The organism is Allobosea sp. 2RAB26, assembly GCF_052115465.1.
In the GTDB taxonomy this organism is placed as follows: domain Bacteria; phylum Pseudomonadota; class Alphaproteobacteria; order Rhizobiales; family Beijerinckiaceae; genus Allobosea.
This window is the reverse complement of record NZ_JBFRGS010000036.1, coordinates 1-20,707: the sequence shown is the minus strand read 5'-3', so window position 1 is coordinate 20,707 and position 20,707 is coordinate 1. Positions and strand designations below refer to the sequence as shown.

Here is a 20,707-nt window from a genome sequence, read left to right as displayed (position 1 = left end):
CTCAGTCCACCCAGCTCATGCGGTTCAGGAACATGCTTTCATTCGGCGTCGGCTTGAACTGCAGGTTCTTGGTCGCGCCGTAGAGCACGGCCGCCTGATAGAGCGGCACGAGCGGGGCTTCCGTCGCGATGATCTCGTGAACCTGCTTGTAGGCGGCAAGCCGCTTGTCCTTGTCGAGCGTCTGGCGCGCCTCCTCGAGCAGGCTATCGGCCTTCGGGTTGCGATAGGCCGACCAGCCGCTGCTCTTGTGGACCAGCGGGAAGAGCACGCCATCGGCATCCTGGCAGGCGCAGGACCAGCGCCCGAAGCTCAGCGTCGAGGTGGCCTCGGGGCCGGCCTGCGAGCGCTTGAGATAGGTCGCCATGTCGGTCATCGCGATCTTGACGGTGAAGCCGGCATCGACGAGCTGCTGCTGGATCGCCTGGACGATGCGCTGATCGAAGACCGGTGCGGTCGCAAGCTCGATCTCGGCCTTTGCCGCGGGGCCGGCCTCCGCGACCAGGGCCTTGGCCTTGCCGAGATCGTAGTTCGGGCCGGTCATGCCCTCGATCCAGCCAAAACTCGCAGGCGTCAGCAATTGCGAGACGGGCTTGTCGAAGCCACCGAGCAGGCCGTCGACCATGCCTTCCTTGTCGATGGCATGGGCCGCCGCCACGCGCAGCTTGACGTTGTCGAAGGGCGGCTTGGTGGTGTTGAGGCGGAGATAGGCGACGCGCTCGGTCAGGCCGATCAGGGCCTTGGCCTTGGCCGACGACTTGAGCTGGGCCGCCTGATCGCTGTCGAGCGTCACGCCGAGATCGCTGGTGCCGGCCTGGAGATTGGCGACCCGCGTCGCTCCGTCCGGCACGGCGCGGAAGATCACCGCCGGGAACGGTCCCTTGTCGCCCCAATAGGCATCGTTGCGGCTGAGCGAGACCTGGACGCCGCGCTGCCAGCCTTCGAATTTATAGGGGCCGCTGCCGACGGGCTTCAGGTTGAAGGCATCCTTGCCGACGGCCTCGACAACCGCCTTCGGTACGATCGAGAGCTTGACCAGCTGGGCGAGCAGGGCGGGATAGGCGCCGTTGGTGGTGAGCTTCACCTTGGTCGGCGAGAGCGCGACGGCATCGGTGATCTTGTCGAACTGGCCGAGCTGCGGGCTGCCGAATTTCGGGTCGGTGATGCGCTTGACGCTGTAGGCGACATCCTCGGCGGTCAGCTTCGAACCGTCGTGGAAGAGGATATCGGAGCGCAGTTCGAATTCGATCTCGGTGTCGGAGAGGTATTTCCAGCTCGTCGCGACCTGCGGGACGATCTCGCCCTTGTCGTCGCGGGTGACGAGATTGTCGAAGATGTTGCGGTAGACATAGTAGCTGTCGGGGTTCCACTGCACCTGCGGATCAAGCGAGGACGGCTCGTTGACGAGGTCGACGACGAAGCGCTCCTTCGATGCATGGGCGGGGGCGGCAGAGAAAGCGAGCGCTGCGGCCAGCGCAGCAAGACGAGCATTCCGTGAGAGAGGGGTCATCGCTGCTGCTCCTTCGAGAGGGGGCGGGGCTGGTCGGTGGTGATGGTCGTCGTCCGTCGCGAGCGCCTTGCCGAGCGGGCCGGTGGTGGCGCGGGCCGCGATGCCGCCAGCATCAGGCCCTGGGCGAGTGCCTCGGTGAAGCGCCGGTGCTCCGCGGCGATGGCGAGGCTCGCCGCCTCGGCATCGCCAGCGGCAAGTGCGCTCACGAGATCGCCGAGCTCAGCCGGCGCAATCGGATGGCCGGCGAGGTCGAGCATGCGCACGATCCGATCGGCATGGTCCCAGATGTCGCCGAGCCAGCGGCGGGCAAGCGTCCCGGTCGCCGCGGCCAGCAGGTTGCGCAGCTGCCGTTCGGCGGAGCGCGCGGTCGAAAGCGCCACCGGCTCGGTCCGGCCCCGGACAGAGTCCATCACGCCAAGCAGCGCGGCCAGTGCAGCCTGGGTCTGCCCGCTCGGCTGCAGCGTCGCCAGCGACGGCTCCAGCCTGCGGCGGCCGTCCAGTACGCTCGCGATCAGGGCGCCGTCGACGGGTGCGATCTGCCAACCCTGGCGGGCGTGCCGGTCGACGAAGCAGGCCGCGGTGAGCTCGGTCAGCGCGACGCGGATACCGGCGCGGCCCAGTGCGAAGCGTTCGGCCAGGGCGGCCTCATGGACGAATTCGCCCGGCGCAAGCTCGCAGGAGACGACCGCCTTGCGCAGCCGCCGGCTTGCGACATCGAGCTGCGTCTCCGCAACCGGGAGCGACGAGGATGGCGCGAACGCAGGCGAGGTATCGAGCATGGCAGGCATGCTGGATCAGCTTCTGAGATTTCACAAGTGCTTTGTGACATCTCAAATAGAATGCCTTGGAGGCGTCGAACGCGCACGACGCGGTCGGCTGTTCGGGCCGGGCCGATAGCGCAGGGGCTACAGTCTCTTCGGAGGCGGTGAGGACCTGAAGCATGGGCCCGAAAAGTGGATTGCGGATTTCGGGAAAGCTGATGCCCATTAAGAAAGATTGGATCATCGGACCGGATCCGCATCCGGTCCGATGATCTGGCCCGGGCGTTCGGTCAACTGATGAGATCGATCTTCTGAAGCGCCATCTGGACCTCGCGCAGGAATTGAGTGAGCGAGGCGCCGAACAGTCCAACGGACAGGACGAAGAGAAACGCTACGCCGCGCTCGTGAGCTAAGCCCAGGAAGGCGAGGGCGAAGGCAACAACCATCAGCAGGATCGTCGTCACCCCGCTGGAAATCGCGAACACGATGGCGCTGTTGATCAAGCCTGCTCGCCGTTCGAGGCGGGGCAAGTCAGCCTTGAGATCCGGGGCGATCGAACGATCCAGCGCGTTCAATGTTCGCGACCGGTCGAGAATGCGCTCGAGGCGGTTGATCAAGACCGAGATGAGGCCGACCACCGCGCCAAGGAGGAAGGCGGGTGCCGCTGCCTGGGTTATGACCAGCGACAGGTGATTGACGGAGGGAAGCTCGGACAGCACCGTTTCACCGTGCCCGCTGCGTCTGCTTGACGTGCGGGGCGTGACGGCCCTGCGGCGCCCATAGGGGCGCGAGTGGGGCTGCAGCGTATTTGGGGTTCATGGCGCCCTTCCAGAAAGCGTCGCGATCTGCGGATAAGTCACGTCGGGCAGCTTTGATCCGCCTGCCGTGATATGGCTTTGGCCGTAGGCTTGGCCCTTACTTGACCATGTCGGTTCGGGCGACGTCGATTTTCGCCTTCACCGCATCGAGGTTGAAGCCCGCGCCCTTCTGCATCGGTGAAAATTCAAACGTCCTCATGACAGGTTTCTCGACCTGCTGCTGAACGAAGACGAAGCGCCAGAATTCAGATATGAGCCAAGAGAGGTATTGCCGCGCACCATACTTGGTTCCGCTGTCGGGCCAACCCGTACGCTCGAACGGGGCCGAGGCGAACGTGGACCTTGGCCTTCTCGCACAGCCAGCCACCGGGGTTGGTCAATGAAGCGGTTGCCATTCTCGGCTTTGCCCGCCTGCACTCTGTCCGGCCAGAGGATCATCACCGGGAGGCGGAACCCACCTTCCGTGAGGCCCTTGCCCCGAACGACAGCTCGAAATGCGAGCGGTCCATGTGCTTGTAGCCGCGGAAACGGCCCCCCCAGCGCAGCGATACGCCCAGTTCGGTGGCGGCACGCTTGAGTGCAACTGCGATCCGGTTCTGGGCATTCGGATCGAAGATCACCCGGCCCTCCACATCGAGCGGCCACAGATCCACGGCATTACCCGAACGGTGTGAGCTCGCATGCACCCTGGACCAGCCCCAGGCGACCGCCTGGCGTTGCAGTGTGCGGTCGCGCCGGCCTGAGCCGATCACGAAGCGCAGGTCGGGATTGTCGGCCTGGGCCCGGCCCACCACCCTGGCGAGCGCCGGCTGGATCGCCCGGAGATTGACCTCGTGATGTCCGAGCGGATCGGGATTCCAGGCGCGGAACATCGCCAGTTGATCCCGTCCGTATTCATCGACAGCCGGAATCCGCGCGTAGACGCCGCCCGGTCCGTAGGGGCCAGCGACATCCGCAGTTGCCGGCACGCCCGTTCTGGCTTGACCATGGGCGCCGCTCCCCCAGCCGCTGCCGAGGAGCGCGATGGCGAGGAGACCCAGGCGCAGGGGGCGTGCGAGGAAGCGTGCAAGGGAGCGTAGAGGTGCAGGCATGGCCAGCACAGTCGCAGCCCGATGCAGTCAAGGGAAGGCGGGATCGTCCGGCCCTCGGGGATGGGCAAGGCAGTGCGCGTCAGGGACGCTGCCGCAGGCTGGCCGGGGTCATCTCGCCTGGAATTCCGCCGCGAGAAAGTCGATGAAGCCGCGCACAGCCGGTGACAGCCCACGGCGCGAGGGAAAGACCGCATGCACGATTCCGCTCGGCAGCGTCCAATCCGGCAGGATGATTTCCAGTGTTCCTGAGGCGACCTTGTCCATGACCAGATAGTCCGCGAGCTGAGCGATGCCGACGCCGTCCTCGGCCGCCTGCCGCAGGGCGTCCATGTCGTCGGTGGCGTATCGCGGCTCGAACGCGATGCTGACAGGTTCGCCCGCAGCGTTGCGAAGCTCCCAGGCATGTCTGGGGGGGACCGGATCAGATCCAGCCCTGGCAGCCGGCTCAACTGCGTAGGCGTTTCCGGCCGGCCGAACCGGTCGAGCAGAGCCGGGCTTCCGACCAGGAGCTGCCGGCTCTCTGCGAGCCGCTTCATCACCAGCCCCTCATTCTCGAGCGGAGGAAACCGGACGCGCAGGGCGATGTCGACCCCTTCCTCGATCACGTCGACGCGGCGGTTCGTTGCAGAGAGCTGCACGCGCACCTGCGGGTGGGCGATCAGGAAACGCGACATGACCGGGGAAACAAAGCTCAGCATCAGCGAGATCGGGCATGTCACGCGGATCATCCCGCGTGGTTCGGCGCTGGTGTTGTCGATCGCCTCCTGGGCGGCTTCTGCCTCGGCGATCATCGCCACGCAGTGCCGGTAATAGACTTCGCCGACTTCGGTCATCCCGAAATGCCGCGTCGAACGTTGCAGGAGCCGGCTCCCCAACCTGTCCTCGAGCAGCGCGATGCGGCGGCTCAGCGTCGATTTAGGCATGCCGAGCGCGCGCCCGGCTGGTGCGAATCCGCCATGCTCGACGACACGGGCGAAATAGAAGAGGTCATTGAGATCCTGCATCGCGTCGTTCCATTTTTGGAACGGACAGTACCGTTATGGCCGACTACAGGCAAATTCGTTCCACGAATATCTCTTGAGGCATCGGGGCCGCGGCCTCGATCGAACCCTACGGAGATCGATATGGCCAAGAGTTCTCTGCTGACCCCCGATGATCACGCGCTCTTGCTGATCGATCACCAGTACCTGCAGCTGCTGGCGCTGCGCTCCCACACCAGCGAAGCGGTCGTCAACAACACGACCTTCCTCGCCAAGGCGGCGAAGCTGTTCAAGGTGCCGACCCTGCTCACCACGGCCTTCGCCGAGCGCCAGGCGCTGTTCGAGGAGGTCCAGGCCGTCTTCCCGGATCAGACGCCGGTCGACCGGACCGGGCTGAATTCCTGGGATGATCAGCGCGTCCTCGATTGGGTCAAGAAATCCGGCAAGAAGAAGCTGGTGATGGCGGGTCTGTGGACCGAAGTGTGCCTGAGCATGCCGGTGATCGACGCGCTTGCCGACGGCTACGAGGTCTACATCGTCACCGATGCATCCGGCGGAGGCAGCACCGAGGGCCATGAGCGCGGCGTGCAGCGCATGGTCCAGGCCGGCGCGCAGCCGCTCACCACCATTGCCAATGTCTCCGAGCTGCAGCGCGACTGGGCGCGCCCGACGGCTGACGAGGTCGCCAAGCTTTTCGCCGAACATGGCGGTGGCTTCGGACAGGGGCTGCGCTGGGAATGGCAGCTGCTCGGCCTGAAGGAAGGCACGCGCTGATAGGCCTGGGCCGGCCGTGGTTCTCGGCCACGGCCGGCCCAGCGCCCCAATGCGGAAAGGAGAGCGACGAAATGAAGGACATCGACAGGGCACTCAATGTCGAGGTGAGGGGCGGCCTGCCGGATGAGCTACTCGCATTGCTGCGCAAGTTCCCGCGCGACCAGTGGGCGAATGATCCGAGCCTGCACGGGCTGGCCGAAGGCTGGCTCCAGAGGCATGATCTGTTTCGGGAGCTCTCGGTGCTGATCGGCGGCATGACAACCGATCTCAGGGAAGGTCGCACGTCCCCAGCCGCGTTCTTACCGCTCTTCCAGCGCCGGATGGGCCTTTTGCTCGGCGAGCTCGATGGACATCACCGCGTCGAGGATGAGCACTACTTCCCGTCCTTTGCCGCCGCGGCACCGAGGCTGCAGAAGGGGTTCGATATCCTCGACAATGACCACGATGTGATCCATGGCGCGATCGACCGGCTCGGAAGCGCCAGCCGCGAGCTCATCGCAGCGCTGTCGGGCGAGGTCTCGGGGCGCGACGGGGACGCGTTGCGCGTGGCCGAGCGGATCGCCGGAGAGATCGAGGGCTTCGACCGAACCCTGCTGCGGCATCTCTGGGATGAAGAGGATCTGATTATCCCCCTCATCCTGGAACGCACCCGGGATGATCCGGAATTCGGGTGACCCTTCGCGGCAAGCGGCGTCGACCGCGCCGCGGCAGGTGTCGTGCCTGCGCTTTGGGAGGATGGCTTGAGTTCGCGCGCTTCCTGTCTCATGGCTTTGGGAATGAGCGCCGATCTCGAGCCTTCCGACCCGCCCGATACGACCGAGTCGTCCCCACTGAGGGGCGATGTCCGAGCCGTGATCAAGGTCGATATCATGGTCATCGGCGCCGGCCAGGCGGGGCTGTCCAGCGCCTATCACCTGCAGAATCTCGGTCTTCTGGCCGGCAGGAACTATCTCGTTCTCGACAAGTCCCCGGAAGCCGGCGGCGCCTGGCAATATCGCTGGCCGTCGCTGACGCTCAGCACGGTCAACCGGATCCATGACCTGCCGGGCATGCAGTTCTCCGATGTGATCGAACCCGGCCTGACCGAGGTGAGGGCGTCCGAGGCTGTTCCCCGGTATTTCGCGGCCTATGAACGCAAGTTTCAGCTGCCGGTCTATCGCCCGGTGGCGGTCAAGGTCGTCTGCGACCGCGGCGACCGCTTCAGGATCGAGACCGATCGCGAAACCTTCTCGGCCCGCAGCATCATCAATGCCACCGGCACCTGGGAGACACCCTATATTCCGAGTTATCCGGGAGCCGACCGCTTCCTGGGCCGGCAGCTTCACACCCGCGATTACCGCACAGCCGACGCGTTCGCCGGGAAGCATGTCATCGTGGTCGGCGGCGGCATCTCCGCTCTGCAATTGCTCGATGAGATTTCCCGCGTCACCTCGACCACCTGGGTCACCAGGCGGGAGCCGCAGTTTCGGGACCGTCCCTTCACGGCAGAAGATGGGCGCGCCGCCGTCGCCATGGTCGAAGACCGGGTCAGGCAGGGCCTGATCCCCGGCTCCGTCGTGTCGGTGACCGGGATTCCACTGACACCGGCCTTGCTTGCCGCCCGCGAGCGCGGCGTGCTGAAGCGTGTGCCGATGTTCAGCGAGATCACCGAACAGGGTGTGCGCTGGGCCGACGGAGCCGAGCAGAGGGCCGATGTCATTCTCTGGTGCACCGGTTTTCGCAGCTCGCTCGACCATCTGGCGCCGCTGCAGATCCGGGACGAGAAGGGCGGCATCGTCATGACAGGCCGGCTCGCGACCCAGGTCGCCAAGGACCCGCGCATCCATCTTGTCGGCTATGGCCCCTCGGCCTCGACGATCGGCGCCAACCGGGCGGGCGCTGCCGCGGCGCGCGAACTTGCGGGCTATCTCGGCCTCGTCAGCTAGCTGCTCGATTGCCGAAACCTGACCGTCGATCGGCTGTATACTGGCCTTCAAGTCCTCGACCTCGCCGAGCAGCGCGGCGCGCTTCCGAGGGCTTCGCCATCATCCGCTATGAGCCGTCGTCATCGGCTCTGGGTGCGAGCCATCCGCCCCGCAAGCCAAAGCGGCGTGAACCACGTCAGAAATCATGGTTGAGCTTCAGCTTGGCGATGTGGTGGGAGAAATTGGTCAGATCGACATTGCCGCCAACACCGGTGGCGCGACCGGCCACCTGGATACTCCAGGCACCGGAGAGTGCCCAATCTTTCGTGAAGGCCCAATAGAAGTTCGGCCCCGCGAACGTCGCCTGACCGAGGAGATGACCGAAGGCAAGGTTATCGTAACGCCGGAAATGGCTTGCCTCGGCACCGATGAAGAAACTGTCCGCAAGCTGATAGGTCAGCGCGCCGCCAATGCGAGCTATCGAGGTTCTGGCATAGCCGCCGCTTGGCGAGCCGAGGTCCTGATAGTTCCAGTCGTAGCTGACGTTGAGAGCCCCGTAGAGCTTGCCGGCGACCAGTTCCTTGTCGAGGAACACCGAGAAGACGCCGTCATAGACACTGCGCGATCGTCCGGTGAGCGTGTAGAACGCGCCATCGGTTGCCGCGCCCTGGAGCACGGCGTCGAAGGTCAGGCCGACGCCATTTGTATCGCGCCCGAGCAGCTTGTACTTCATCTCGATACCGCCGCCGACGGTGGAGCCGTTGGCCTTCGCACCGAACGTCTTCGAATTGGTCACCCCCGCAAAGGCGAAGGGATCGAGCTCGACACAGCGCCATGGCGAGTAGGTCGCCTGGACATTGAGGTTGTGCGACGCGAGTGGGCCGCTGCGCGCTCCGAAAGAACCGCCATACGCTCCCGAGAGAGAAAACTGTCCGAGATCATTGACGTCACTTCCCGAATTGAAGCCGAAAACGTCGTTTGGCAGGCTGTTCTGCTCAAGGCAGGCGGCCGTTGCCGATGCAGGCGGAAGAGCCTTGCTCGGCTGCGGTTCGGCGGACAGGGCCGCACCGGCGAACGCAACGGCGATCGTGATCAGCACCGAGCGGGCCACAGGACCTCTCTTTCGATGGAGCCAAGTTCTTTGCGAGCGGCAGCTTGCATCCGACATTCTGCAATCAAGACCAAGCTTCGTCATCACGCCGCCATGCCCCCGTAACCGGTCGTTCCTACCACTTGTTGACCGTAGCGGCTAAGACCGCCTTGGCGCCTCTGTGTACCAAACGAACGTCAAACTGGATTGGGACCGAGGGGCAACGTCACGTGGGCCTGTGCCAACCGAGCTGGGACTGGGGGAGAGCACTATTGTCGTCGGTGCGCCTGTTGGCCCATGCGGCCGTGCCTGCGACAGGGTGTGCCCCGGCGCATGATCACCGACAAGCTAGGCATCTGTCGTAAAGGCGGATGCCGGATTTCGGGAAGATTAATGGCGTTCAGCCCTGTTTCATTTGGATCAGCTGGATGAGATTGCCGCAGGTGTCGTCCAGGATCGCCATCCGCACAGGGCCTGCATCCGTCGGCTCCTGCGTGAACACGACCCCGCGCTCGCTAAGCCTTGCAAATTCTCCATTCAGATCCTGGACCTGGAACGAGGTTGCGGGAATGCCGTCCTTGACGAGAGCGTCCTTGTAGGGCTTGACCGCCGGATGCGCGCTGGGTTCCAGCAGCAGTTCGGTTCCTCCTGGTTCCTCCGGTGATACGACCGTCAGCCAATGCCGACGGGAACATCGTTCTTCTCGATGAAGCCAAGCGTGCCGGTATAGAAGTCCAGGGCCTTGGCCTGGTCGTCGACGAAAACGCTGCTCACATAGATTCGCATGATGAGTGCCTTAGAGCTGTTTCCTGAGAAATGGGTTGTGGTCCACTCTCGCCCTGTTCCACATGTCGAGCTTTGTCCGGACAGGGGTCCGATCCCTTGTTATCTCCCGTGTCCACCCGCAATTTAGAGGAATACAACCTGGACGGGAAGGGCGGAGGCGTCTCCAAGCGGCCGGTCTGTGTCGATCACATTCGGGTAACCGGCCGCTCAATCATCGTCGGGGCCTTGTGTCGATCAGGTCGGTTCATACCTTTTGAGAGAGCTATCCAGTTTCTGCCGGCCGGCGCACCGCCTCGATCTCAGCGCCGCGCCCTTTCAGGATGGAACGATGAGCATCGGCCCGATCTTGCACTCCGTCGTGGGCGTTCGCTCGTCCATTCCTGCCGATGCCTTCACGGCTTCCGCGCTGGGCACAAGGCGGGAAGGCAGCGGTGTCGTCATTCATGACAATGGGCTGGTGCTCACCATTGGCTATCTGATTACCGAGGCTGAGGATGTCTGGCTGACGACGTGGACTGGTCGCGTGGTGCCAGCGCATGCGCTGGCCTATGATCAGGAGACCGGCTTTGGCCTGGTCCAGGCGCTTGAGCGGCTCGACCTGCCGGCGGTCGCGTTCGGCGCCGCCACTGATGCCGAAATCGGCGAGTCCGTCCTGCTTGCAGACGGCATCGGGCAAGTCGTGGAGGCCAATATCGTGGCCAAGCAGGAATTCGCCGGCTACTGGGAATATCTGCTGGACGAAGCCATCTTCACCGCCCCGGCGCACCCGTCCTGGGGTGGTGCGGCGCTGTTCGGACCGGATGGAAAGCTCCTGGGCATCGGCTCGCTGCACCTGCGGATGGGCCGGGCCGGCGAGATCTTTGACGTCAATATGATCGTGCCGATCGATCTGCTTCCGCCGATCCTCGACGATCTGCTCGCCCGGGGCCGGGTCGACAAGCCGCCACGCCCCTGGCTCGGCGCCTTCTCGGCCGAGAGCAATGGCAAGGTCGTGGTGATGAGCGTGGCCGAAGGCGGGCCGGCAGCCCAGGCGGGCCTGCGTCCCGGCGACATCATCTCGGATGTTCGCGATGGCGAGATCGACGGCCTGGCCGATTTCTATCGGAAGCTCTGGGCGAGCGGCCCGGCAGGCGCCGAGGTCCCGATCAGGGTCGTCCGCGACGGCCGCGAGACATGGCTTCGCATCCGGTCGGCCGACAGGGGCAGCTTTCTGAAGAAGCCGCATCTGCAGTGAGCGGCGAAGCGGGGCGGAGCAGACTCCGGGCCGAGCGCCGACGCCTGCGGAATCCCGCCGCACTGCACCGTAAGGCTGGGAACCGGGCTGCGGCAGAGTTATACTTGAACGGCCGGAATAGGTTCCTGCCTGCCGGCCGAGGCCCCGGCATGATCCTGCCGGTTCTCAACTGATCCAGTTCGTCAGGCGGAGAGTCTTCGTATGGCAAATGGATTCCGGCCCCCGGCCTCGCCAGGCGAATTGGCGCCTGATTTTGTCCTCCCTACGGTCGACGGAAGCGGGATCGCGTCGCTCTCCGATTACCGCGAAAGGCATTCGGTGTTTCTTGCGCTGTTCGTGGGGCTGTGGTGCCCGTTCTGCCGGCGGGCGATCGCGCACATGGCGGCGACCGATCGCGAGCTCAAGGCCATCGGTGTGGAAACGCTTGGGATTGTGGCAACGCCGCTGGAGAACGCGCAGCTCTACTTCAAATTCCGCCCGAGCAACCTGCGCCTGGCGGTCGATCCGGAGCTCTCCACCCATCGCGCCTATGGTGTGCCGAAGCCGCCTGCGACCCCGGAGTTACTGGAGGCTTTTGCGACGCTGCGGATCAATCCGAATGATGAGTTCCCGCAGCCCGTGCCGATCAGGGAGGCCGCTGACAGGCTGACCAGGCTCGACGGCTATAGGGAGAGCCCGACCGACCACTCCGACATGGAGAAGCAATGGCCCCAGCTCAAGGGCCAGTTCCTGATCGATCCGCATGGAGTCATCCACTGGGCGAACATCGAATGCGGCTCCGAAGGGCTCGCCGGTATCGGAAAATTCCCCTCGACGGCGGAAATCCTCGCTGCAGCGCGAGCCCTCTTTGCGTCCTGAACCAGGCAGCGGGCGGGCGCACTCGATGAAGAGCGGGAGGAGGAGCGGCGAACAGCGGTGATCACGCCTGTTCGCTCTGAACCGTAGCGGCCGGGCAGGCAACCTATCTCGGTAGCACCAGCGGGAACCGCTTCCTTTCGAGGCTTTTCTCACCAGGAGAGGATGACGAGCCGACAGAAGCGCCGTTATCAGCCCCGACGACGATCGGCTCCCCCTCCAATTCCTGCTTCCTTCCAGAAGCGCATGGCTGAGGCGATCATCGCCCCAGCCATGCATGTAGCTCCGGCGGCACCCCCTCGAAAAGCGTGGGCTGGCGGCCTGTCCTTGCCGGCGAACTGTGCTCTGATCGCATCCAGCCTGAGGACAGGGACGCAAGGACGACTGACGATGCATGGCCGCCGCCCCACGTTGTTTTCTCGCCACGGCATGGTTGCCGCGGCGCACCCGCTCGCCGCCCAGGCCGGCGCCAGGCTCCTGATCCAGGGAGGCAACGCTTTCGACGCGATTGCAGCAACCGCTGCCGCCCTGACCGTGGTCGAGCCCTTCATGTCGAGCCTGACCGGCATGGGCTCGGCGACGCTCTGGAGCGCCGCCGAGCAACGCGTCCGCGTGCTCGACTTCGTACCGCCGATCCAGGCGAGCTTCCCGGCCGAACGCTTCACCAAGCGGGCCGAACTGGAGCGCGGCCCGCATGCGGTCGCGGTTCCCGGCAATCTCGCGGGCTGGTGCGAGCTGGCGGCGCGCTATGGCAGGAAGCCCCTCAGTGAGATCCTGGCGCCGGCGATCGCGCTCGCCCGGGACGGATTCGCGCTCTCCGAATTCGGTGTGGAGGAGTTCAACGAGCAGGCGCCGCTCCTCGCGGCCTCGCCGGAGCTTTATCCCGCCTTCAGCGCCAATTACCTGCCGGATGGCGGACCGGTGAAGCTCGGCCAGGTACTGCGCCAGGCCGATCTCGCCGGCACATTCGCGGAGATCGCGGCCAAGGGACCGGACCATCTTTATCGCGGCGCGCTGGGCGAAAGGATCGTCGGACATCTGAGCGGGCTCGGCGGCAAGATGAACATGGCCGATCTCGCGGCCGTGCAACCGCGCTGGCGCGAGCCGCATGCCGTGAGCTATCGCGGCCTCGATATCCATGTTCCGCCGCCGCCCTGCGAGGCATTCCAGTTCCTGCTGAGCCTCAAGATCCTCGAAGGCTTCGATCTGGGAAGCCTGAGCAAGGATGGGGCGGAGCATCTCGACCTGGTCTATCGGGCCATCAGGCTCGCGGCCGGCCTCAGGATCGCCAGCAACAATCCCTCCGCCGAGATCCTGGCCGAGGTCTTCTCCGATGCCGCGATCGCGGGCCTGCGCCAGCGCATCGGCGACGGGGAGCCGATCGAAGGCCCGACCGAGCAATGGACGCCGCAGGACAAGGAGGATCCCGCCCATACCACCTCGTTCTCGGCCGCCGATGCCGAGGGCAATCTGGTCTGCATCACCAACAGCCTCGGCAGCCCCTTCGGCAGCGGCATCGTCGTGCCGGGCACCGGGCTCTGCCTCAACAATTTCCTGTACTGGGCCGATGTCCAGCCCGGCAGTCCGAACCGCTCGAAGCCGGGCGACGAATTGCCGATGTGCATGTCGCCCAGCATCACGACGCGCGCCGGAAAGCCGGTGCTCGCGCTCGGCACGCCCGGCAGCTACGGCATCATGCAGACCCAGACCCAGGCTATGGTGCAGCATCTCGATTTCGGCCTGCCGCTGCAGGAGGCGATCGAGGCGCCGCGGGCACGGCTCTGGGACGGGCGCTTCATCCAGGCCGAGAACCGTATCGCAGCCGGGACGATTGAAGAGCTGCGGCGGCGCGGCCACGAGATCGAGGCCTTTGATGCCGGCTGGACGATGCGATGCGGCGGCATGCAGGCCGTGGCGATCGACCCCGCAACCGGCGTGATGACCGGCGCAGCCGACCCGCGCCGCGATGGATATGTTGTGGCGGTTTGAGGCCGCCGGATGACGCGTGCCGGCCTTCGGGCCGGCGCGTCAGTTCGGCTTGAGGCGGCACTCATCGGGGAGGGCCGCAGAAATCTCTTGCGATCCAGGGGCACTATGCCGGATGCCATGATCGCTGTGGCGGCTTTGGCGCCTGGGAAGACATGTGATGACCCATTCGAACGACCAGATCACCGAGCCTTCTGCGGCGGATGACGCCTTTCGCCCGCATACCTCGCATTGGGGCGTGTTCTCGGCCCGCATGCAGGATGGCCGGCTCGAAGTCCGGCCCCACCCGGGCGATCCCGATCCGAACGAAATCATCCAGAACTTCCCGGCCGCCTTGCGCCATCGCGCGCGGATCGCACAGCCCATGGTCCGCCGCGGCTGGCTCGAGCGCGGCCCGGGGCCGGACGATCGGCGCGGACGCGACGAGTACCTGCCGATGTCCTGGGGGGCCGTGCTCGATCTGCTCGGGGGCGAGCTCGCGCGCATCCGCGGCGATCACGGCCCGGGTGCGATCTTCGGTGGCTCCTATGGCTGGGCAAGCGCAGGGCGCTTCCACCACGCCCAGAGCCAGATCCACCGTTTCCTGAATACCTCGGTCGGCGGCTATGTCCGCTCGGTCAATAGCTATTCCTCGGGCGCGTCCTCGGTCCTGGTGCCCCATGTCATCGGCGACTACGAGGACCTGGTGAAGCGCAACGTCTCCTGGGAGCAGATCGCCGATCACAGCGAGATCGTGCTCGCCTTTGGCGGCATGGCCCTGAAGAACAGCATGGTGGCCGGCGGCAGCATCAGCAAGCATGTCGAGCGCGGCGCCATGGACCGGGCGAGGGCACGCGGTTGCCAGTTCGTGCTGGTCGGGCCGCTCCGGGGCGACCTGCCGGAGGAGGCAGGTGCGGAGTGGGTCTCCTCCAATCCCGGCAGCGACACGGCGTTGATGATGGCGCTGGTCCACACCCTCGTCGTCAATGGCCTGCATGATCGCGAATTCCTCGCGCGTTGCACGGTCGGCTGGCCGATCTTCGAGCGCTATCTCCTGGGCGAGACCGACGGCCAGCCCAAGGATGCGGCCTGGGCCGCGGCGATTGCCGGCGTTCCGGCCGATGCGATCACGGCGCTGGCGACACGGCTGCATGGCCGGCGCGCGCTGATCGTCGTCGCCCATGCGCTGCAGCGCGCCGAGCACGGCGAGCAGCCGGTCTGGATGGGCATGGTGCTGGCGGCTGCGCTCGGCCAGATCGGCCTGCCGGGCGGCGGTTATGGCTATGGGCTGGGCGCAATCGCCTATTACGGGCGGCGCTACAATGCCGTGCCGGTGCCGACCTTCGCGCAGGGACGGAATGGGGTGTCCGACTTCATTCCGGTCGCCCGCATCGCCGACATGCTGCTGAACCCGGGGACCAGCTATCGCTATAACGGCCAGACCCGGACCTATCCCGAGATCAAGCTGGTCTACTGGGCCGGCGGCAATCCGTTCCACCATCATCAGGACCTGAACCGCCTGCGTCAGGCTTTTGCCCGGCTCGATACGCTCGTCGTGCACGAACTCGCCTGGACGGCGACGGCGCGCCATGCCGACATCGTGCTGCCCTGCACGATGACGCTCGAGCGCGAGGATATCGGCGGCAGCTCCAACGACCCGCTGCTCGTCCCGATGCAGCCAGTCGTCGAGCCCTATGGGGAAGCGCGCGACGATTACGCGATCTTCGCCGATCTCGCCGAGCGGCTCGGCACCCGCCAGGCCTTCACCGAGGGCCGTTCAGTGCGGCAATGGCTGGAGCATCTCTACGAGCCAACGCGCGTCGAGCTTGCGGCCCAGGGCCTGCCGGCACCGAGCTTCCAGGAATTCTGGGCGGGCGAGGGTTTTGAGCTGCCACAACTGCCCGATGATGGCGGCCGCCTGCGGAAATTCCGCGAGGACCCGGCGGGGCATCCGCTGCCGACGCCGACCGGCAAGCTGGAGATCTATTCGGAGACGATCGCGAGCTTTGGCGAGGCGGATTGCCCGGGCCACCCGACCTGGCTCGGACCGACCAATGTACCGGACACGGCCTCGCCCTACGTGCTGGTGGCGAACCAGCCGCGCACGCGGCTGCACAGCCAGTTCGATTTCGGCGGCCATAGCAGCGAGGCCAAGCACCGTGGCCGCGAGGTCGCCAGCATGCATCCCGCGGACGCGGCCGCACGCGGCATTGCCGATGGCGACATCATCCGGATATCGAACGAGCGGGGCGCCTGCCTTGCCGGCATACGCGTCACCGATGGCATCCGCCAGGGCGTGATCCAGCTCCCGACCGGCGCCTGGTACGATCCCGCCGACCCGACCGAGGACAAGTCGCTCTGCGTCCACGGCAACCCCAATGTCTTGACCCGGGATGTCGGAACCTCGGCCCTGGCGCAGGGCTGCACGGGTCAGCTGACCACCGTCCAGGTCGAGCGTTTCGACGGCAATCTGCCGCCGATCCAGGCCTATGACCCGCCCGCGCGCCAGGTGATGCCGACCTAGCATCCGAAGCGGCACAATGACCATTCCGGCGTTTGCGCCGCTCTTTTCTGGCGAACTGGCGGCCTATAGCGACCGTTTCGTCCTGGCGGCGGATGCGCCGGCCCCTTCGCCGGGCAGCGATCTCGGCGATGCCGCGCGGCTGGCCGAGTTGCTCGCGCTCTATTCCCAGCAATGCCCTGGAGGCGACCGCCGCGCGATCGCCTCGCTCTGGTCGAAACAGCATTTCGCCACGCTGCTGCCGCCCTATCTGGCGCTCGCGCTGATGGCGCAAAGGGCGGTCGATATCGACCTGGCCGCCATTGGCTGCACCTTCGGTCCCGATGGCACAACACGCCACATCCACCTGCGCGACATCGGGAGCAATGCAGCCCCGGCTGATGAAGGCCCGCGCTTCATGCCGCTGATCCAGGGACATATCGAGCCCATGGTCCTGGCGCTGTCGGCGGCTGCCGGCGTCTCGCGAAAAGTGCTCTGGAGCAATGCCGGCAACATGTTCGAATTCGTCGTGCGGCGCATCGAACGCGCCATGGGCGTCAATGACGCCGTCGCCGAGGCCTTGAGCTTTCTGGAGAGCGCACGCTTGCCGAATGGCAAGCCCAACCCGCTCTTCAAGCCCGTGTCCTATACCGATCCGGATGAGGGAAGCGGCCGGCGGCGCCGGATCTGCTGCATCCGCTATCTCGTTCCCGAGCGCAGCTATTGCTCGACCTGCCCGTTGCCGGCCGCAAGGGCGGTGCCTGAATAGCCGGCGCTTCAGCGCGCCCAGGCAGCGAATGTCGGCGCCATTGGACGTGGAAGCGCGAGGCCGTCTGTCGAACGCCGAGGCAGGGCTATGATTCAGCCGGCACCGCCGCCGGCTCTTGATCGTCGCGGCGTTGCTGGAGACGAAGTCCAAGAGTCCAGCAGAGCGCGGCCCAGACACTGCCGATGCACCATCCTGCCAGGACATCGCTGGGATAATGCACGCCGAGATAGATGCGGCTGAGGCCGACTGCCAAAGTCAGGATGATCGCCAGCGACATCAGATAGACCCTGACCCGCTTGTCGGTCGCCAGCTGGGATAGCAAGGCGCCAAGCGTCAGGAATGTCATCGCGGACAGTGTCGCATGCTCGCTCGGAAAGCTCGCGGTGAAGACGATATAGGGCCCGTCGGGGCCCGGCCGGTCGAGCCAGAGCTGGAGCGCGGCGCTGACCACAGCTCCGCCCATCACGGTCACGCTCACGAGCTTCGCCGCATCCCGCCTGCCGATCAGGATGAGATAGCCGACCGTCGCAGAGAACAGAATGCCGAGAATGGCAAAGCTGCCCAATGCCGTGATATCGCGGCCCGCCTCCTTCAGCCATGCCGGGCCAAGCGGCTGCCCCAGATCACCGGCGCTTCTGAAAGCAGCCAGCACCGCCATGTCGAGGCGCGCGAGATCGCCTGCGATCATTTCGCCGGCAAGGAAGCACAGGCCAAGCACAGCGACGGCAAAGGCGGTCGGCGCCAGCCGGGAGGGCTGTACCCTGTTGCCGACCCGGCCAAAGGCGCGATGCGGGGCTTCCATCGGGCCAGAGTAACCCGGCGCTTTGCCGAGGAATAGCGGGATCTGCGCTCGGCCCCGCGCGGCGTATTCGTAGAACGGGATCGTCGTACCGGCCCTGCAAAAGGGGACCGCACGATCTATTGCGCTTCAAGCGCCCTGAGCAGCGTGCTGGCCATCGCTGGGGGCATCGCGACAATCTCCTGATAGAACGCGGTCGATATCGCGCAGTAATCGGCATGCTGCGCAGGCGCGACCGTCTCTGCAGCAAAAATCGCAATCCGGTCAGCGCCATAGCGACGGATCAGCGACTGCCGGACTTTGCTCAGCAAGACGTCCGAGACTGCTTCGGGAATCGGCGGATGCGGGCCGGAGGTCATGATCATGCGTTCCTGCAGCATCAGATCGCGCTGAGTGAGCTCATCGGAGAGCGCTCCCGCTGTGTTCACTTTGCCGCCACCAAAGGCAGCATACTGATAGCACAGCGTAGGATCCGAGCGCCCAAGCGCCCGATACTGATCGATCAGGAGATTCGCCTGATCGATCAGCACCTGATCGTCGGCCTTTGATCTGTGGACTGCCAACAATCGTGCCAGCACAGCCCTGTAGTCCGCGATGATCTGGTCCTCGGTGGCTCCGGCTGTGAACCCATCGGCGAAGACGCGCCTGATGCGCTCGTAGTCGTCAGGAAGGCGCGCCTGGATCGCTGCCAGAGCCGGCCAGCCCTTTCGGTACGGTGATAGCAGCTGGTCAGGCGTAGGGGTGGCACCATAGCCCGATATCGCAAACTCACTCCCAGTCGCCTGGTGCGTGACCGCGTTTGCGGCGACAAGCTCCTGGATGGTCGGCCGCCACATCTTGTCGCTGGGCACGGCGAGTCCGCGGTCGACAAAACTGGTGGACAGTCCAGCTTCAACATAGGCGGCCTTCCAGGCCAATACGGACGGAGCCAGATCCGCCGCTGTCATGCCGGGAAAGGCTGGGCCGTGATAGCCGAGGCCACCGGACCGGGGCGCCCATCGCTCGCGGCCGCCTGCAAAGATAAGCGTGCAGGCGGACTCGCACCGCGCGGAAACATAAGTGATCAGTCCGCGCGCCTCGATGTTCTGTCGCAGCTTCTCGGCCTCTCCGAGGCGCCCTCCAGAACTGTGCAGATGGACGACCTTGATCCGAGGCGACGCCTTGATCACGCGCTCGAAATCCGCAGCCAGTCCGAATTTGATCCCGCCTGTGATCTCGATCTCCGTCCCATCTCGCATGACCCGCAAGGAATAGGCTGGAAGCCGAGGGTCGCCTCTCCAGGCCATGTCGTAGAGCTCGGCGAGCTGAGGCGCTGCCCCATTGACCAGATCGCTCAGGAACCTGAGAACGCCGAGACCGAGACTGACCTTGGCGGCCCTGGACCAGAAAGCGCCCAGGTTCAAGGCCGCACGCCGCTCCGCGTGATGTGTCGCTGACCTCCAGGTGCCGACGACCTGCCAGACCGCGATGAGCGTCACGACAAGCCAGGTCAGGACATTGAGCCAAAAGAGCGGTGCCGGATCGTATCCCGTGTCGGTGGAGAAGATCAGGTTGAGCACCAGGATCGTGATCAGCGCGACGATGTTGCCCAGGACGGCGATGCCCCAGAAGGACCAGCCGAGACTCAGCTCGCCGCGCCAGTGCCGGACGATGAAGTTCTTCCGGGGATTGGTGGGGCCAGCCGGCTCGATCGGTGGTGGCAGGAGGCGCGCCTGCCGATCGGCCTCGGGGCCGGTTGCCGCCGCAGCAGACGAAGGGGCAGCAGGCGCGGCGATATCGCGCGCAGCACCGCGCATGGGCGGATCAGCCCGATTGAAGGCCATCGATTTGGGCTTTGTCCGCCCGCGTGCAGCCGCGCCCCGGCTACGCAGGAAGTCGATGGCAAATACCGCCAGTTGGGGAAGGACGTATGTTCCAAAGGAGTTGAAAAAATCTGGATCGCCGCCATCGGCCATTCCCAGACCGCCCAGCAACGTTGCGATGGTCAGTGAGAGCCCATTGGCGATGAACACGCGGGAGGTGGTGGTGAATCTGCGAATGAGCGCGGAGATGATCGTCGTCAGAATGACGGCCAACAGAAAGGCGCCGATGAATTGCCCGAACGCGATAGCCACGACAGTCTCCCCTGACCTAACGCAACCATACAGAGAGACCTGGGGCGTCCGCTAGCGGGGGATGAAGCTGGATTGTGGACGGCATGGCTGGCGAGCCGGCTAAATCCACGCACAGGCGGTCTGTTCCGGACGCGCACCGGACGATCGGCGCGCGTTGCGGCGGCGGAGATCAACTCGTCCAGGGCAGGGACCATGTCTTGACGTTGGTGAAGCTCTTCATGGCTTCGACGACGCCCTCCTTGTAGCCGAGGCCTGAATCCTTGATGCCGCCGAAGGGCGACATCTCGATGCGGTAGCCGGGAACCTCCCAGAGGTTGACGGTGCCGACCTCGAGCTCCGCGACGAAGCGCTGGATGTAGTCGAAGCGGTTGGTGCAGACGCCCGAGGACAGGCCATAGGCCGTCGAATTCGAGATCCGGATCACCTCGGCGATATCGTTCGGCACGCGGATGATCGGGATCACCGGGCCGAAGGTTTCCTCATGCACGAGCTCGCAGGCGTAGGGGATGCGGTCGACCACGGTCGGATGGAAGAGCGCGCCCTCGGCCCGCTGGCCGTAGAGCACTTCGGCGCCTTGCGTCACGGCGTCGTCGACGCGGCCCTGGAAGAGCGCGGCCGAGCGGGCGTTGATGACGGTGCCGACATCGGTTGCCGGATCCATCGGGTTGCCGCATTTCAGCGTCTTCGCCTTCTCGACGACCAGTTTGGCGAAGGCGTCGGCGACGCTCTCGACCACCAGGATGCGCTTCACCGCGGTGCA

19 protein-coding genes and 1 pseudogene are annotated in these 20,707 nt (G+C 65.3%); 8 read left to right on the top strand and 12 right to left on the bottom strand.

Annotated elements, in window-relative coordinates; all coding sequences use genetic code 11:
- Window position 1: 1 nt before the first annotated feature.
- From AB4118_RS32985 to AB4118_RS32960, 6 genes and pseudogenes are all read right to left on the bottom strand, one after another.
- Window positions 2–1,507: an ABC transporter substrate-binding protein gene (locus AB4118_RS32985; protein ID WP_441493721.1), complete on the bottom strand. Its 1,506-nt coding sequence runs from the start codon at window positions 1,505–1,507 to the stop codon at window positions 2–4.
- Complete coding sequence (locus AB4118_RS32980) at window positions 1,504–2,286, bottom strand: GntR family transcriptional regulator (protein WP_441493720.1); 783 nt, start codon at window positions 2,284–2,286, stop codon at window positions 1,504–1,506. The genes AB4118_RS32985 and AB4118_RS32980 overlap by 4 nt, the downstream gene beginning before the upstream one ends.
- A gap of 272 nt (window positions 2,287–2,558) precedes the next feature.
- Window positions 2,559–2,987, bottom strand: coding sequence for a DUF2721 domain-containing protein (locus tag AB4118_RS32975; protein ID WP_441493719.1), 429 nt, complete (start codon window positions 2,985–2,987; stop codon window positions 2,559–2,561).
- A 536-nt stretch (window positions 2,988–3,523) separates the two neighbouring features.
- Complete coding sequence (locus tag AB4118_RS32970; RefSeq protein WP_441493718.1) at window positions 3,524–4,177, bottom strand: M15 family metallopeptidase; 654 nt, start codon at window positions 4,175–4,177, stop codon at window positions 3,524–3,526.
- A 108-nt stretch (window positions 4,178–4,285) separates the two neighbouring features.
- Window positions 4,286–4,540: a LysR substrate-binding domain-containing protein gene (locus AB4118_RS32965; RefSeq protein WP_441493731.1), complete on the bottom strand. Its 255-nt coding sequence runs from the start codon at window positions 4,538–4,540 to the stop codon at window positions 4,286–4,288.
- A gap of 125 nt (window positions 4,541–4,665) precedes the next feature.
- Window positions 4,666–5,181 (bottom strand): annotated as a pseudogene (locus tag AB4118_RS32960) (LysR family transcriptional regulator); the annotation flags it as partial.
- Between the two features lie 120 nt (window positions 5,182–5,301).
- Between AB4118_RS32960 and AB4118_RS32955 the strand changes: the two are divergent.
- The 3 genes from AB4118_RS32955 to AB4118_RS32945 all read left to right on the top strand — a co-directional run bounded on the left by AB4118_RS32955 (window position 5,302) and on the right by AB4118_RS32945 (window position 7,856).
- Window positions 5,302–5,931 (top strand): hydrolase, encoded by a 630-nt coding sequence (locus tag AB4118_RS32955; protein ID WP_441493717.1) that lies wholly within the window; start codon window positions 5,302–5,304, stop codon window positions 5,929–5,931.
- A gap of 71 nt (window positions 5,932–6,002) precedes the next feature.
- On the top strand, window positions 6,003–6,605 hold the full coding sequence (locus tag AB4118_RS32950) for a hemerythrin domain-containing protein (RefSeq protein WP_441493716.1): 603 nt from the start codon (window positions 6,003–6,005) through the stop codon (window positions 6,603–6,605).
- Window positions 6,606–6,707: 102 nt separating this feature from the next.
- Window positions 6,708–7,856, top strand: coding sequence for an NAD(P)-binding domain-containing protein (locus tag AB4118_RS32945; protein WP_441493715.1), 1,149 nt, complete (start codon window positions 6,708–6,710; stop codon window positions 7,854–7,856).
- Between the two features lie 175 nt (window positions 7,857–8,031).
- Here AB4118_RS32945 and AB4118_RS32940 read toward each other — a convergent pair whose 3' ends face one another.
- The 3 genes from AB4118_RS32940 to AB4118_RS32930 form a co-directional block, all read right to left on the bottom strand.
- Entirely contained in the window at window positions 8,032–8,946 is a 915-nt protein-coding gene (locus AB4118_RS32940; protein ID WP_441493714.1) for a hypothetical protein, read from the bottom strand.
- 379 nt (window positions 8,947–9,325) lie between these two features.
- Window positions 9,326–9,556 carry a VOC family protein gene (locus AB4118_RS32935; RefSeq protein WP_441493730.1) on the bottom strand — a complete coding sequence of 77 codons (231 nt, stop codon included), beginning with the start codon at window positions 9,554–9,556 and terminating at the stop codon, window positions 9,326–9,328.
- A 41-nt stretch (window positions 9,557–9,597) separates the two neighbouring features.
- Window positions 9,598–9,711, bottom strand: coding sequence for a VOC family protein (locus AB4118_RS32930; protein ID WP_441493713.1), 114 nt, complete (start codon window positions 9,709–9,711; stop codon window positions 9,598–9,600).
- 328 nt (window positions 9,712–10,039) lie between these two features.
- Here AB4118_RS32930 and AB4118_RS32925 point away from each other — a divergent pair, with 328 nt between their 5' ends.
- From AB4118_RS32925 to fhuF, 5 genes are all read left to right on the top strand, one after another.
- Window positions 10,040–10,945: a S1C family serine protease gene (locus AB4118_RS32925; RefSeq protein ID WP_441493712.1), complete on the top strand. Its 906-nt coding sequence runs from the start codon at window positions 10,040–10,042 to the stop codon at window positions 10,943–10,945.
- A 201-nt stretch (window positions 10,946–11,146) separates the two neighbouring features.
- On the top strand, window positions 11,147–11,803 hold the full coding sequence (locus tag AB4118_RS32920; protein WP_441493711.1) for a redoxin domain-containing protein: 657 nt from the start codon (window positions 11,147–11,149) through the stop codon (window positions 11,801–11,803).
- A gap of 387 nt (window positions 11,804–12,190) precedes the next feature.
- Complete coding sequence (locus tag AB4118_RS32915) at window positions 12,191–13,789, top strand: gamma-glutamyltransferase family protein (protein ID WP_441493710.1); 1,599 nt, start codon at window positions 12,191–12,193, stop codon at window positions 13,787–13,789.
- Between the two features lie 157 nt (window positions 13,790–13,946).
- Window positions 13,947–16,289 (top strand): molybdopterin-dependent oxidoreductase, encoded by a 2,343-nt coding sequence (locus AB4118_RS32910; RefSeq protein WP_441493709.1) that lies wholly within the window; start codon window positions 13,947–13,949, stop codon window positions 16,287–16,289.
- A gap of 16 nt (window positions 16,290–16,305) precedes the next feature.
- Window positions 16,306–17,034, top strand: a complete 729-nt coding sequence (gene fhuF, locus AB4118_RS32905) for a siderophore-iron reductase FhuF (protein WP_441493708.1) — start codon at window positions 16,306–16,308, stop codon at window positions 17,032–17,034.
- An 85-nt stretch (window positions 17,035–17,119) separates the two neighbouring features.
- On the opposite strand, the gene AB4118_RS32900 is transcribed toward fhuF, so the two are convergent.
- The 3 genes from AB4118_RS32900 to AB4118_RS32890 all read right to left on the bottom strand — a co-directional run.
- Window positions 17,120–17,836: a phosphatase PAP2 family protein gene (locus tag AB4118_RS32900; RefSeq protein ID WP_441493707.1), complete on the bottom strand. Its 717-nt coding sequence runs from the start codon at window positions 17,834–17,836 to the stop codon at window positions 17,120–17,122.
- Window positions 17,837–17,952: 116 nt separating this feature from the next.
- A complete protein-coding gene (locus tag AB4118_RS32895; RefSeq protein WP_441493706.1) occupies window positions 17,953–19,947 on the bottom strand; it encodes a COG3904 family protein in 1,995 nt (664 codons plus the stop codon).
- A 169-nt stretch (window positions 19,948–20,116) separates the two neighbouring features.
- On the bottom strand, window positions 20,117–20,707 hold a 591-nt coding region (locus tag AB4118_RS32890), incomplete at its 5' end, for an aldehyde dehydrogenase family protein (protein WP_441493705.1).

Bases quoted from the DNA above. Each gene is read 5' to 3' on its own strand.
- AB4118_RS32985 (WP_441493721.1), bottom strand. From the start codon at position 1,507: ATGACCCCTCTCTCACGGAATGCTCGTCTTGCTGCGCTGGCCGCAGCG.
- AB4118_RS32980 (WP_441493720.1), bottom strand. From the start codon at position 2,286: ATGCTCGATACCTCGCCTGCGTTCGCGCCATCCTCGTCGCTCCCGGTT.
- AB4118_RS32970 (WP_441493718.1), bottom strand. From the start codon at position 4,177: ATGCCTGCACCTCTACGCTCCCTTGCACGCTTCCTCGCACGCCCCCTG.
- AB4118_RS32955 (WP_441493717.1), top strand. From the start codon at position 5,302: ATGGCCAAGAGTTCTCTGCTGACCCCCGATGATCACGCGCTCTTGCTG.
- AB4118_RS32950 (WP_441493716.1), top strand. From the start codon at position 6,003: ATGAAGGACATCGACAGGGCACTCAATGTCGAGGTGAGGGGCGGCCTG.
- AB4118_RS32945 (WP_441493715.1), top strand. From the start codon at position 6,708: ATGAGCGCCGATCTCGAGCCTTCCGACCCGCCCGATACGACCGAGTCG.
- AB4118_RS32930 (WP_441493713.1), bottom strand. From the start codon at position 9,711: ATGCGAATCTATGTGAGCAGCGTTTTCGTCGACGACCAGGCCAAGGCC.
- AB4118_RS32925 (WP_441493712.1), top strand. From the start codon at position 10,040: ATGAGCATCGGCCCGATCTTGCACTCCGTCGTGGGCGTTCGCTCGTCC.
- AB4118_RS32920 (WP_441493711.1), top strand. From the start codon at position 11,147: ATGGCAAATGGATTCCGGCCCCCGGCCTCGCCAGGCGAATTGGCGCCT.
- AB4118_RS32915 (WP_441493710.1), top strand. From the start codon at position 12,191: ATGCATGGCCGCCGCCCCACGTTGTTTTCTCGCCACGGCATGGTTGCC.
- AB4118_RS32910 (WP_441493709.1), top strand. From the start codon at position 13,947: ATGACCCATTCGAACGACCAGATCACCGAGCCTTCTGCGGCGGATGAC.
- fhuF (WP_441493708.1), top strand. From the start codon at position 16,306: ATGACCATTCCGGCGTTTGCGCCGCTCTTTTCTGGCGAACTGGCGGCC.
- AB4118_RS32900 (WP_441493707.1), bottom strand. From the start codon at position 17,836: ATGGAAGCCCCGCATCGCGCCTTTGGCCGGGTCGGCAACAGGGTACAG.